Raw genomic sequence first — 13,137 nt, forward strand, 5'->3', positions numbered from 1 at the left:
ACCAGACTTGCATGCATAACAACAAGAAAGGTACTTCAAATGAATGCGATTTCTCGCCTCGCCACTGTCATTTCCCTTGCCTCTCTGTTTCCCCTGAGTGCCCTCGCCGCCGATTCCAAAGGTTCCGTGGAAGTCGTCCACTGGTGGACTTCGGGTGGTGAAAAAGCCGCCGTCGATGTGCTCAAGGCCCAAGTGGAAAAAGACGGTTTCACCTGGAAGGACGGCGCCGTGGCCGGCGGTGGCGGTTCCACTGCCATGACCGTGCTCAAAAGCCGCGCCGTGGCCGGCAACCCGCCGGGTGTGGCGCAGATCAAGGGCCCGGACATCCAGGAATGGGGCAGCACCGGCCTGCTCAGTACCGAAACCCTCAAGGACGTGGCCAAGGCCGAGAACTGGGACGGCCTGCTGTCGCCCAAGGTGGCCAATACCGTCAAGTACGAAGGTGACTACGTGGCGGTGCCGGTGAACATCCACCGGGTCAACTGGCTGTGGATCAACCCTGCCGTGTTCAAGAAAGCCGGGATCGACAAGGCCCCGACCACCCTCGAAGAATTCTATGCCGCCGGCGACAAGCTCAAGGCCGCCGGCTTCATCGCCCTGGCCCACGGTGGCCAGCCGTGGCAGGACAGCACCGTGTTCGAAGACGTGGTGCTCTCGGTCATGGGCCCGGAGGGCTACAAGAAAGCCCTGGTGGACCTGGACCAGAAAACCCTCTCCGGCCCGGAAATGGCCAAGGCCTTCACCGAGCTGAAGAAGATCACCGGCTACATGGACCCCAACCGTGCCGGGCGTGACTGGAACATTGCCGCAGCCGACGTGATCGGCGGCAAGGCCGGCATGCAGATGATGGGCGACTGGGCCAAGAGCGAGTGGACCGCGGCCAAGAAGGTCGCCGGCAAGGACTACCAGTGCGTACCGTTCCCGGGTACCGACAAGGCCTTCACCTACAACATCGACTCCCTGGCGGTGTTCAAGCTCAAGGCCGACCGCAAGGGCGATATCGCTGCCCAGCAGGACCTGGCCAAGGTCGCCCTGGGCAAGGACTTCCAGAAAGTCTTCAGCATCAACAAGGGTTCGATCCCGGTGCGTACCGACATGCTCAACGACATGAGCGCCGAGGGCTTCGACTCCTGCGCCCAGGCGTCGGCCAAGGACTTCCTGGCAGACGAGAAGACCGGCGGCCTGCAGCCGAGCATGGCGCACAACATGGCCACTTCCCTGGCGGTGCAGGGCGCGATCTTCGACGTGGTGACCAACTTCATGAACGACAAGGATGCGGACCCGGCCAAGGCCAGTGCGCAGCTGGCTTCGGCGGTCAAGGCCGCGCAGTAATCCTTGAACCCCGCCGCCGGTACGCCGGCGGCTCACCCGTGACTGTCGCCGCCCTGCCTGTGCCCCGGCCCATGCAGCGACGGTGTGCAGCCCGGATTCACTCCTGACTGGGTTATTCCGATGAGCTCTGTGGCGGTTTTCAGCAAAGCCTCACCGTTAGATGCATTGCAGCGCTGGCTACCCAAGCTGGTGCTGGCACCGAGCATGGTGATCGTGCTGGTGGGTTTCTACGGCTACATCATCTGGACGTTCATTCTGTCCTTTACCAATTCCAGCTTCATGCCGAGCTACAAGTGGGTCGGCCTGCAGCAATACCTGCGCTTGATGGACAACGACCGCTGGTGGGTGGCGAGCAAGAACCTCGCGGTCTTCGGCGGCATGTTCATCGCCATCAGCCTGGTGCTGGGAGTGTTCCTCGCGGTGCTGCTGGACCAGCGCATCCGCAAGGAAGGCTTTATCCGCACCGTGTACCTGTACCCCATGGCGCTGTCGATGATCGTCACCGGTACCGCCTGGAAGTGGTTGCTCAACCCCGGCCTGGGCCTGGACAAGATGCTTCGCGACTGGGGCTGGGAAGGCTTTCGCCTGGACTGGCTGGTGGATCAGGACCGGGTGGTGTACTGCCTGGTGATCGCCGCGGTGTGGCAGGCCTCGGGCTTTGTCATGGCGATGTTCCTCGCCGGCCTGCGGGGTGTCGACCAGTCGATCATCCGCGCCGCCCAGGTGGACGGCGCGAGCCTGCCGACCATCTACCTGAAGATTGTCCTGCCGAGCCTGCGGCCGGTGTTCTTCAGTGCCTTCATGATCCTCGCCCACATCGCCATCAAGAGCTTCGACCTGGTGGCGGCGATGACCGCGGGCGGGCCGGGCTATTCCTCCGACCTGCCGGCGATGTTCATGTATTCCTTCACCTTCAGCCGCGGCCAGATGGGCATAGGTTCGGCCAGCGCCATGCTGATGCTGGGCGCCGTGCTGACCATCCTTGTGCCGTACCTGTATTCCGAACTGCGGGGCAAGCGCCATGACTGACTCCCTTGGCAAACCGACCCTGAACTTCAGCCGGATCGCCATCTACGCCACCCTGCTGCTGGCGGCGGCGGTGTACCTGATACCGCTGGTGGTGATGCTGCTCACCAGCTTCAAGACCCCGGAGGATATCCGCACCGGCAACCTTTTGAGCTGGCCACAGGTGGTGGACGGCATCGGCTGGATCAAGGCCTGGGACACTGTCGGTGGCTACTTCTGGAACTCGGTGAAGATCACCGTGCCGGCGGTGCTGATCTCCACCTTCATCGGTGCAATGAACGGCTACGTGCTGTCGATGTGGCGCTTTCGCGGCTCCCAGCTGTTCTTCGGCCTGCTGCTGTTCGGCTGCTTCCTGCCGTTCCAGACGGTGCTGCTGCCGGCTTCGTTCACCCTGGGCAAGTTCGGCCTGGCCAACACCACCACCGGCCTGGTGCTGGTGCACGTGGTCTACGGGCTGGCCTTCACCACTTTGTTCTTTCGCAACTACTACGTGAGCGTGCCGGATGCGCTGGTCAAGGCTGCGCGCCTGGACGGTGCCGGGTTCTTCACCATCTTCGGCAAGATCCTGCTGCCGATGTCGGTGCCGATCATCATGGTCTGCCTGATCTGGCAGTTCACCCAGATCTGGAACGATTTCCTCTTCGGCGTGGTGTTCGCCAGTGGCGACGCGCAACCGATCACCGTGGCCCTGAACAACCTGGTCAACACCAGCACCGGGGCCAAGGAATACAACGTTGATATGGCAGCGGCGATGATCGCCGGGCTGCCGACACTGCTGGTCTACATCTTCGCCGGCAAGTATTTCCTGCGCGGGCTGACGTCCGGCGCGGTCAAGGGGTAAGGCATGGCAACTCTCGAATTACGCAACGTCAACAAGACCTACGGTGCCGGCTTGCCGGACACCCTGAAGAACATCGAGCTGAAGATCGATGACGGTGAATTCCTGATCCTCGTCGGCCCATCCGGCTGCGGCAAATCCACCCTGATGAACTGCATCGCGGGCCTTGAGAACATCAGTGGCGGGGCGATCCTGGTGGACGACGCCGACATCAGCGGCATGAGCCCCAAAGATCGTGACATCGCCATGGTGTTCCAGTCCTACGCGCTGTACCCGACCATGAGCGTGCGCGACAACATCGCCTTCGGCCTGAAGATCCGCAAGATGCCCGCCGCCGAGATCGACGCGGAAGTGGCACGGGTGGCCAAGCTGCTGCAGATCGAGCACCTGCTCACCCGCAAGCCGGGCCAGCTCTCCGGTGGCCAGCAGCAACGGGTGGCAATGGGCCGGGCCCTGGCCCGGCGGCCGAAGATCTACCTGTTCGACGAGCCGCTGTCCAACCTCGACGCCAAGCTGCGGGTGGAGATGCGCACAGAAATGAAGCTGATGCACCAGCGTCTGAAAACCACCACGGTCTATGTCACCCACGACCAGATCGAAGCCATGACCCTGGGTGACAAGGTGGCGGTGATGAAGGACGGGATCATCCAGCAGTTCGGCACCCCGAAGCAGATCTACAACGACCCGGCCAACCTGTTCGTGGCCAGCTTCATCGGTTCGCCACCGATGAACTTCATCCCCCTGCGCCTGCAGCGCAAGGATGGCCGCCTGCTGGCCCTGCTGGACAGTGGCCAGGCTCGCTGCGAGCTGCCCCTGGGGCCCCAGGATGCCGGGCTGGAAGACCGTGAGGTGATCCTCGGCATTCGCCCGGAACAGATCGCCCTGGCCGCGGGCGAGGCCAACGGCCTGCCGACCATTCGTGCCGAGGTCCAGGTGATCGAGCCCACCGGCCCCGACACCCTGGTGTTCGTCACGCTCAATGGCACCAAGGTCTGCTGCCGCCTGGCACCGGACCAGGCCCCCGAGGCCGGGGAAACCCTGACACTGCAGTTCGATCCGGCCCGGGTGCTGTTGTTCGACGCCCAGAGCGGCGAACGCCTGGGCGCCGCCGGGGCACCGGTGACAGAGGCCCGGGGCGGCAATGTGGCGCAGTTCAAGGGCCGCTGAATCCGTGACGGATGGCCTGTCATCCGTCGCCATTGCTGTAAACCGCGTTGGATAAATCGTTAATAACAATAAAGACGAGGATGTAGGGATGAAAAAGCAACACAGCAACACCCGATTGCTCTGCCAGTTGTCGGCGGTGGCGGCCCTGGTCCTGTCCGGCAATGCCATGGCCGATGAGGCGTTCAGCGCCGATTCGAAATGGATGACCGGCGACTGGGGCGGCGAGCGCACCAAGCTGATCGAGCAGGGGATCGACATCAAGGCCGACTACGTCGGTGAAATGGGCGCCAACCTGCATGGTGGTTACAACGACGACAAGACCGGGCGCTACAGCGACCAGTTCGGCCTGGGCGTGGCGTTCGACCTGCAGAAGCTTTTGGGCTGGGACAACACCCAGGCCAAGATCCAGCTGACCAACCGTAACGGCCAGAACATCTCCAACGACCGCATCGGCGACCCGCGTGCCGGCACCTTGAGCTCCTCCCAGGAGGTCTATGGCCGGGGGCACATGGTCCGCTTGACCCAGTTGTGGGTTCAGCACCAGTTCCTCGACGGCAAGCTGGACGTCAAGGCCGGCTACTTCGGCGAAGGCGAAGACTTCAACACCTTCCCCTGCGACTTCCAGAACCTGGCGTTCTGCGGCTCCCAGGTGGGCAACTGGGCCACCGGCATCTGGTACAACTGGCCGGTCAGCCAGGCGGCGCTGCGCATCAAGTACAACATCACCCCCGAGCTGTATGCGCAAATCGGCGCCTACAACCAGAACCCGTCGCAACTGGAGCACGGCAACGGCTTCAAGCTCAGCGGCAGCGGCACCAAGGGCACTGTGTTGCCGGTGGAACTGGTCTGGTCGCCCAAGCTCAACAGCCTGCCGGGCGAGTACCGCGTCGGTTACTACAAGAGCACGGCCGATGCCAATGATGTGCGCAAGGACGTCAATGGTCAGGATGCCGCGGACACCGGCGATGCCTATCGCGTGCACAACAGCAAGCACGGCTACTGGTTCGTCGGGCAGCAGCAACTCACCACCCACAACGGTGACGCTTCCCGGGGCCTGAACATCGCCGCCAACGCCACCTTCCACGACAAGGACACCAACGTCGTCGACAACTACCAGTCGCTGATGTTCGTGTACAAGGGGCCGTTCGATGCGCGTCCCAAAGATGACGTCGGCATCGGTTTTGCTCGGATCCACGTCAACGACGATGTGCGCAAGAACGCCCAGCTGATCAACGAGGACAACGGCATCAGCAACTACGACAACCCGCTGTACATGCCGCTGCGCGACACCGAATACAACTACGAGATCAACTATGGCTTCCACGTCACCAACTGGCTGACCGTGCGCCCCAACCTGCAATACATCACCCACCCGGGTGGTGTGGATGAAGTCGACAACGCGCTGGTGGCCGGCCTGAAAATTCAGTCGGTGTTCTAAGGCCGTTGCGATAAGCTCCTTCTCTCTGTGCGCATTTTGCGGATGGCCTGGGCCGTCCGCTTTTTTTTGTCGGGCCGGCGCCCCCCTCATGAGTAGCGAGACAGCATTGATTTTCAGGACTGCGGCCCATGCATGAGCATCCGCTACAACGCTTTTTCAGATCCTTGCGCGAGCGCCCGGTGTTTGCCTGGGAGCGTTATCAACTGCGTGACGTGCTGGTGATCGATCACCCGCTGTGCCAGGCCGTGTTCAGTCGTCAGGGTGCCCAGTTGCTGCACTTCCAGCCGGCCGGACAAAAACCCTGGCTGTGGTGTGCGGCGAAGTGGCCGCAGGTGGGGGCGATCCGTGGCGGAGTGCCGGTGTGCTGGCCCTGGTATGGGCGCCATCCCAGCGAAAATGCCTGGCCTTCCCATGGCTGGGCGCGGCTGCTGGACTGGAAGCTGCTGGACAGCAGCAGTGATGAAGAGGGCGTGCGCCTGCACTGGCAATTGCAGTTGTGCGACTGGAAGGTCGACCTGCATGCGCACCTGGGCCAGAGCATGGACCTACGCCTGAGCACCGAGCACCAGGACACCGAACCCTGCCAGTTGAGCCAGGCTCTGCACGCCTACTGGCGTATTGGTGATGTCGGCGAGATAGCGCTGTCTGGGCTCGATGGCGCCCAGGGTTATGACCAGTTGAACCGTCAGGTCTGCCAGCAGCAGGGCGAGTTGCGGGTCGAGGGCGGTTGCCAGCGGGTGTTCCAGCACGAGGGTGAGTTGCAGCTCAAGGATCACGCCTGGCAGCGCGAGTTGTGCATCGATACCGGTGACCATGCCGACACCGTGGTCTGGCACCCCGGCACCCGGCCGCTGCTGGGGGTGAGCTGGAATGAGGTGTCGCGGTTCGTCTGTGTCGAAGCGGCTGTGGGTGGCACCGACAGCCTGCGCCTGGCGCCCGGGGAGCAAGCGCACCTGAGCTTGCAGGCGCGCGCTGCGGGGTAGGGAGCCGGCTGGCCGGCGAACCGGCCCGGCTTCAGTTGAACTCGTCGCCCACCGGGTAGCGGCTGGCGTTGAGGCTTTCCTTGATCTTGCGCAGGTGTGGCTGGAAATCCACGCCGCGGCGCAGGGTCATGCCGGTGGCCAGCACGTCGAGCACGGTGAGCTGGATGATCCGCGAGGTCATCGGCATGTAGATGTCGGTGTCTTCCGGCAGCGGGATGTTCAGGCTCAAGGTGCTGGCCTTGGCCAGTGGCGAGTTTTCTGCGGTCAGCCCCAGCACCGAGGCGCCGTTTTCCCGTGCGATACGCGCCACTTCCACCAGTTCGCGGGTGCGGCCGGTGTAGGAAATGATCACGAACAATTCGCCGGTATGAGCCACCGACGCGATCATCCGTTGCATCAGCACATCGGCGTGGGCGGTGACGGCGAGGTTGAAGCGGAAGAACTTGTGCTGGGCGTCCAGGGCCACCGGGGCCGAGGCGCCGAGACCGAAGAAGTGGATCTGCCGGGCCTGGATCAACAAGTCCACGGCCTTGCTGATCAGGTTCGGGTCCAGGGCCTGGCAGGCGCTGTCCAGGGAGGCGATGGCGCTGCCGAAAATCTTTTGCGTGTAGGCTTCTGGGTTGTCGTCGGCCTCCACGGCACGGCTGACATAGGCCGCACCGCTGGCCAGGCTCTGGGCCAGTTGCAGCTTGAGTTCCGGGTAGCCGCTGACGCCAAAGGAGCGGCAGAAGCGATTGACCGTCGGTTCGCTGACCGAGGCAGCCTGGGCCAGGGCGGCGATGCTGAAGCGAGTCGCCTGCTGCGGGTTGAGCAGGATGACTTCGGCGACTTTACGTTCCGCCTTGTTCAGTTCTTCAAGACGGTTCTGGATCTGCTCCAGAAGGTTTCGCACTCGGTCCATTAAGGTTTCCTAGATCGGCTAGACAGGCGCTGCGGGCAGGGCCGGGAAGCGGTCAATCGAGCAAGGCGCGCCGACGGATTGTCGGTGCAGGCCTTTTGAGCTTGCTGCGATTGCGCTGCGCACCGGGTCGCTGGCGCGCCTGCAATGCGAAGTTGAGAGGTGGCCTATCCTACTGATGGCCCGGATCGACCACCACCTGGAATCTGTATTTTGTAAAAATGTTGTGTTTATTACTACATTTTTCCTTGAGTGATGCCTTGAAAAAAGGTATTTGTAGCTTAACTTGATAAAAGAACAAACATCATGCCTTCGATAACGGTTGAACCCTGCACCTTTGCCTTGTTTGGCGCGCTGGGCGATCTGGCGCTGCGTAAGCTGTTTCCTGCCCTGTACCAACTCGATGCCGCCGGTTTGCTGCATGACGACACGCGCATCCTGGCCCTGGCCCGCGAGCCTGGCAGCGAGCAGGAACACCTGGCGAATATCGAAACCGAGCTGCACAAGTATGTCGGCGACAAGGATATCGATAGCCAGGTCCTGCAGCGTTTTCTCGCCCGCCTGAGCTACCTGCATGTGGACTTCCTCAAGGCCGAGGACTACGTCGCCCTGGCCGAACGTGTCGGCAGCGAGCAGCGCCTGATTGCCTACTTCGCCACGCCGGCGGCGGTGTATGGCGCGATCTGCGAAAACCTCTCCCGGGTCGGGCTCAACCAGCACACCCGTGTGGTCCTGGAAAAACCCATCGGCTCGGACCTGGATTCATCACGCAAGGTCAACGACGCGGTGGCGCAGTTCTTCCCGGAAACCCGCATCTACCGGATCGACCACTACCTGGGCAAGGAAACGGTGCAGAACCTGATTGCCCTGCGTTTCGCCAACAGCCTGTTCGAAACCCAGTGGAACCAGAACTACATCTCCCATGTGGAAATCACCGTGGCCGAGAAGGTCGGCATCGAAGGTCGCTGGGGCTATTTCGACAAGGCCGGCCAGCTGCGGGACATGATCCAGAACCACTTGCTGCAACTGCTCTGCCTGATCGCCATGGACCCGCCGGCCGACCTTTCGGCCGACAGCATCCGCGACGAGAAGGTCAAGGTGCTCAAGGCCCTGGCGCCCATCAGCCCGGAAGGCCTGACCACCCAGGTGGTGCGCGGCCAGTACATCGCCGGCCACAGCGAAGGCCAGTCGGTGCCGGGCTACCTGGAGGAAGAAAACTCCAACACCCAGAGCGACACCGAGACCTTCGTCGCCCTGCGCGCCGATATCCGCAACTGGCGCTGGGCCGGTGTGCCGTTCTACCTGCGCACCGGCAAGCGCATGCCACAGAAGCTGTCGCAGATCGTCATCCACTTCAAGGAACCCTCGCACTATATCTTCGCCCCCGAGCAGCGCCTGCAGATCAGCAACAAGCTGATCATCCGCCTGCAGCCGGACGAAGGTATCTCGTTGCGGGTGATGACCAAGGAGCAGGGCCTGGACAAGGGCATGCAACTGCGCAGCGGTCCGTTGCAGCTGAATTTTTCCGATACCTATCGCAGTGCACGGATCCCCGATGCCTACGAGCGGTTGTTGCTGGAAGTGATGCGCGGCAATCAGAACCTGTTTGTGCGCAAAGATGAAATCGAAGCCGCGTGGAAGTGGTGTGACCAGTTGATTGCCGGGTGGAAGAAATCCGGCGATGCGCCCAAGCCGTACGCGGCCGGGTCCTGGGGGCCGATGAGCTCCATTGCACTGATCACGCGGGATGGGAGGTCTTGGTATGGCGATATCTGATTTGCAACTGCCGGCGGGCGTGCGCGCCCACGAATTCCGCAGCCCCACGCTGCTGGCTGAAGGCCAGGCGCTGAAGGTGGCCGAGCTGCTGCGCGAGGCCATTGCCGTGCGCGGCAACGCCACCCTGGTGGTGTCCGGTGGCCGTAGCCCGGTGGCGTTTTTCCAGGCCCTGGTGAAGCAGGAGCTGGATTGGTCCAAGGTGCTGATCACCCTGGCGGACGAGCGCTGGGTGCCTGTGGAGCATGCCGACAGCAATGCGGGCCTGCTCAAGCGCTACCTGCTCCAGGGGCCAGTGGCCAAGGCTCGCTTCCTCGGCCTCTACAGTGCGGCGGCCAATCTTGAAGAGGCTGCCCTGCAAGCGGACAGTCTGCTGGCCGAACTGCCAGGCATCGATGTGCTGGTGCTGGGCATGGGGGATGACGGCCACACCGCGTCGCTGTTTCCCAACAGCCCGAACCTGGCTGAAGCGCTCAAGGCCGATGGCACTCGTCGCTGCTGGCCGATGCTGGCGCCCAGCGTGCCCCATCAGCGCCTGAGCATGAGCCGGGCATTGCTGGCTTCGGCCCGCAACAGCCTGTTGTCGATTTCCGGTCAGTCCAAGCTGACCACCCTGAGCGCCGCACTGGCTGGTGACGCTGTCGCCGAAATGCCGATTCGCGCCTTCCTGCAAACCCCGTTAGAGATTTACTGGTGCCCATGAGCCAAGGATCAGCCGCTATGACAAACCTCGCCCCGACCGTTTCCATGGCGGACAAAGTTGCCCTGATCGACAGCCTCTGCGCCAAGGCGCGGATCCTGCCGGTGATCACCATTGCCCGCGAGCAGGATGTCCTGCCGCTGGCCGATGCCCTGGCGGCCGGCGGCCTGACCGCCCTGGAAGTGACCCTGCGTTCGCAGTTCGGCCTCAAGGCGATCCAGATCCTGCGCGAACAGCGCCCGGAGCTGGTGACCGGTGCCGGCACCGTGCTCGACCCGCAGATGCTGGTGGCGGCGGAGGCGGCAGGTTCGCAGTTCATCGTCACCCCGGGGATCACCCGCGACCTGCTGCAAGCCAGCGTGGCCAGCCCGATTCCCCTGCTGCCGGGGATCAGCAATGCTTCCGGGATCATGGAGGGTTATGCCCTGGGCTATCGCCGCTTCAAGCTGTTCCCGGCGGAAGTCAGTGGTGGCGTGGCGGCGATCAAGGCCCTGGGCGGGCCGTTCGGCGAGGTCAAGTTCTGCCCTACCGGCGGCGTCGGCCCGGCCAATATCAAGAGCTACATGGCGCTCAAGAATGTGATGTGTGTCGGCGGTAGCTGGATGCTCGATCCCGAGTGGATCAAGAACGGCGACTGGGCACGGATCCAGGAGTGCACGGCCGAGGCCCTGGCCCTTCTGGACTGAAGGTTCTACCCGATTCGTTGGTGTGTTCTACGGCTTTACGGTGCGCTTGGTCGGCGCACCGTTTTTTTTTGCCTGGAGAATAGCGCTGCCCGGCGCGCGACAGGTGGGCAGGGCTTACCGGCCGGCCAGGTCGGTGAGGGCTTCGATCAACTGCTGCATATGCGCAAGGGGAGTGGTCAGCCCCGGAGTGATGCGGATGCAGGTGCCGAACCCTGCGCCATTGCGGGCCACGGTAAACAGGTTGTAGTCCCGTAGCAGGCGATCCGCCAGGGCTTGCTGGTCCTGGTGGCGGGTGAAGCGCACAGCGCTGATGGCGCAGCACAGGCGCGGGTCCTGCGGGGTCATGACTTCCAGCCCGTCCATTTCGCGCACCGCTTCGCTCCAGCTATGGCGCAGGTAGTTCAGGCGCGCGCCCTTGGCCGCCGCACCACCCATCGCCCGGTGTTCCTCGAACACCCGGGGCAGGGTCATAAGCGCCGGAATGTTTGGCGTGCTGTAGGGCGTACGGGCGCGCACGTCGTCACGGGGAAAATGGAACTCGTCCATGTCCGGGTCGATGTCTTCCAGGCGTTCGGGGTGGATATACACAAAGCCCAGGCTCAGCGGTGCGCCGATCCACTTGTGCAGGTTGAAACCGGCGAAGGCGATGCCCAGGTCGCGAAGGTCGAAGTCGATCTGGCCCAGGGCGTGGGCGCCGTCGAGGATGATGTCGACCCCGTGTTCCCGAGCGGCGGCGGCAATTGCCCGGACCGGCATCACCAGCCCGCTGCGATGGGTGACATAGGTCAGGGGCATCAGCTTGAGCCGTGGGTAGCGCTCGAAAGCGCCTTTGTAGGTGCTTACAAGGCTGTCAAAACTGGCAGGATGCCGGTGGACGATCTCTATCACTTCGACGCCGCGCTGGCGGGCCAGCCAGCGCATGGCGCTCTTGACCGTGTCGTACTCCAGGTCGCTGAGCAGCACCTGGTCGCCCGGTTGCAGGCGGTTGTAGTTGCGGATCAGCGATTGCAGGGCGTCGGAGGCACAGCGGGTCAGGGCCACGGCGTTTTCCGGCGCCTGCAGCAGCGCCGCCAGTTGGCGGCGGATGTCCAGCGCGTCGATCTGCTCGAAGCGCTGGCGCACCAGCAGCGAGTTGCTGCGGTTCACCCACTGGATGTTGTGCTGGTACTCCTGGGCCACGCTGCGGGTCATGCGCCCGAAGTAGCCGTTTTCCAGGTTGATCGGCCCCGGCTCGATGTCGAACTGGCGAGCGATGCCCTGCCAATGATCTTCGTCGTGGGCAAGTGTGGCTGCAGTCCTTGGCATGGAGGGCTCTTTTTCAGTGACGGGGTTTGGGTTTGCCGTGTTTGGCCCGCAGGGGATCGAGCAGGTCGCTAAGGCCGTTGTGGTCGATTTCCTGCATCAGGGCCAGCAGGCCGCCGAGTTCGCCCTTGGGAAAACCTTCCCGGGCGAACCAGTTCAGGTAGGGGCCGGGCAGGTCGGCCAGGATTCGGCCCTTGTATTTGCCGAAGGGCATTTCCCGGGTGACCAGCAGTTCAAGAGTTTCAGGGGTCATGGCGGGGGCTGTCGTGTCATTCAAGAGCCTTGGAAAATACAGGCATTCTGCATGGAGGCCAAATGACAGATCATGCAAATAACTCGGATACAGATTTTTGTATATTTTCTAAGCCATTGAATAATAAGGAATAAAAATATAATCCAAGTCTGGCATGGCGGGTGCAACAGTTAACTCAACTAACTCAACTCTCGAGTTAACCCAATTCTCGCAACCCACAAGGAACCAGAAAATGACTGACTTGAACAAAGAAGCTATTTCGGTACTCAACAGCCTGATCGAGACCAGCAAGGACGGTCAGGAAGGGTTCAAGACCTGTGCCGAAGACATCAAGCACCCCGAGCTCAAGGCGCTGTTCATCAAGCGCTCCACCGATTGCGCCACGGCCGCGGCAGAACTGCAGTCGGTAGTGCGCTCCATGGGCGGTGATCCGGAAACCTCCACCAGTGTCAGCGGCGACCTGCACCGTCGCTGGGTCGACCTCAAGTCCCTGGTGACCGGCAAGGACGAGGAGGCGGTGCTCAACGAAGCCGAGCGTGGTGAAGACCATGCACTGAAGGCCTACAAGGAGGCTCTGGAGAAGATCAACAAGCACAACCTGGTGGGCATTCGTGATGTGGTAGAGCGCCAGTACCACGGCGTGCAACGCAATCACGACCAGGTCAAGGCCCTGCGCAATCAGGCACGCGCCCGTTCGTAAGGGTCAAAACCTGTCAAAAACGCCAGCCAGTCTGGCGTTTT

At 62.5% G+C, this 13,137-nt stretch carries 13 protein-coding genes; 10 read left to right on the plus strand and 3 right to left on the minus strand.

Annotated features, from left to right (window positions below):
* The first annotated feature begins 39 nt into the window (after positions 1-39).
* The 6 genes from AC07R1_RS20825 to AC07R1_RS20850 all read left to right on the plus strand — a co-directional run bounded on the left by AC07R1_RS20825 (position 40) and on the right by AC07R1_RS20850 (position 6,784).
* Positions 40-1,332, plus strand: coding sequence for an ABC transporter substrate-binding protein (locus AC07R1_RS20825; RefSeq protein WP_053159862.1), 1,293 nt, complete (start codon positions 40-42; stop codon positions 1,330-1,332).
* Positions 1,333-1,452: 120 nt separating this feature from the next.
* Positions 1,453-2,361 (plus strand): carbohydrate ABC transporter permease, encoded by a 909-nt coding sequence (locus tag AC07R1_RS20830; protein ID WP_011062870.1) that lies wholly within the window; start codon positions 1,453-1,455, stop codon positions 2,359-2,361.
* Positions 2,354-3,199 carry a carbohydrate ABC transporter permease gene (locus tag AC07R1_RS20835; protein ID WP_011062869.1) on the plus strand — a complete coding sequence of 282 codons (846 nt, stop codon included), beginning with the start codon at positions 2,354-2,356 and terminating at the stop codon, positions 3,197-3,199. Before AC07R1_RS20830 ends, AC07R1_RS20835 begins: the two co-directional genes overlap by 8 nt.
* Positions 3,200-3,202: 3 nt before the next feature.
* Positions 3,203-4,363, plus strand: a complete 1,161-nt coding sequence (locus tag AC07R1_RS20840) for an ABC transporter ATP-binding protein (RefSeq protein ID WP_015636741.1) — start codon at positions 3,203-3,205, stop codon at positions 4,361-4,363.
* Positions 4,364-4,451: 88 nt separating this feature from the next.
* A complete protein-coding gene (locus tag AC07R1_RS20845) occupies positions 4,452-5,801 on the plus strand; it encodes a carbohydrate porin (protein ID WP_047288671.1) in 1,350 nt (449 codons plus the stop codon).
* A 128-nt stretch (positions 5,802-5,929) separates the two neighbouring features.
* The gene (locus AC07R1_RS20850) at positions 5,930-6,784 is read left to right on the plus strand and encodes a D-hexose-6-phosphate mutarotase (RefSeq protein WP_019094568.1); all 855 of its coding nucleotides are present in this window, start codon (positions 5,930-5,932) and stop codon (positions 6,782-6,784) included.
* 31 nt (positions 6,785-6,815) lie between these two features.
* On the opposite strand, the gene AC07R1_RS20855 is transcribed toward AC07R1_RS20850, so the two are convergent.
* The gene (locus AC07R1_RS20855) at positions 6,816-7,676 is read right to left on the minus strand and encodes a MurR/RpiR family transcriptional regulator (RefSeq protein ID WP_169892262.1); all 861 of its coding nucleotides are present in this window, start codon (positions 7,674-7,676) and stop codon (positions 6,816-6,818) included.
* A gap of 312 nt (positions 7,677-7,988) precedes the next feature.
* Between AC07R1_RS20855 and zwf the strand changes: the two genes are divergently transcribed.
* The 3 genes from zwf to AC07R1_RS20870 are packed head-to-tail and all read left to right on the plus strand — an operon-like array spanning position 7,989 to position 10,841.
* Positions 7,989-9,458: a glucose-6-phosphate dehydrogenase gene (gene zwf / locus AC07R1_RS20860; RefSeq protein WP_015636738.1), complete on the plus strand. Its 1,470-nt coding sequence runs from the start codon at positions 7,989-7,991 to the stop codon at positions 9,456-9,458.
* Positions 9,445-10,158 carry a 6-phosphogluconolactonase gene (gene pgl, locus AC07R1_RS20865; protein ID WP_015636737.1) on the plus strand — a complete coding sequence of 238 codons (714 nt, stop codon included), beginning with the start codon at positions 9,445-9,447 and terminating at the stop codon, positions 10,156-10,158. Before zwf ends, pgl begins: the two co-directional genes overlap by 14 nt.
* A 17-nt stretch (positions 10,159-10,175) precedes the next feature.
* Positions 10,176-10,841 (plus strand): bifunctional 4-hydroxy-2-oxoglutarate aldolase/2-dehydro-3-deoxy-phosphogluconate aldolase, encoded by a 666-nt coding sequence (locus AC07R1_RS20870; RefSeq protein ID WP_015636736.1) that lies wholly within the window; start codon positions 10,176-10,178, stop codon positions 10,839-10,841.
* 114 nt (positions 10,842-10,955) lie between these two features.
* On the opposite strand, the gene AC07R1_RS20875 is transcribed toward AC07R1_RS20870, so the two are convergent.
* Positions 10,956-12,146, minus strand: coding sequence for an aminotransferase class V-fold PLP-dependent enzyme (locus AC07R1_RS20875; RefSeq protein ID WP_495110902.1), 1,191 nt, complete (start codon positions 12,144-12,146; stop codon positions 10,956-10,958).
* 13 nt (positions 12,147-12,159) lie between these two features.
* A complete protein-coding gene (locus AC07R1_RS20880; RefSeq protein ID WP_015636734.1) occupies positions 12,160-12,396 on the minus strand; it encodes a DUF3820 family protein in 237 nt (78 codons plus the stop codon).
* A gap of 232 nt (positions 12,397-12,628) precedes the next feature.
* Here AC07R1_RS20880 and AC07R1_RS20885 point away from each other — a divergent pair, with 232 nt between their 5' ends.
* Positions 12,629-13,096, plus strand: coding sequence for a ferritin-like domain-containing protein (locus tag AC07R1_RS20885; protein ID WP_011062859.1), 468 nt, complete (start codon positions 12,629-12,631; stop codon positions 13,094-13,096).
* Positions 13,097-13,137: the final 41 nt, after the last annotated feature.

Source organism: Pseudomonas sp. GW821-FHT07F01 (genome assembly GCF_059418825.1).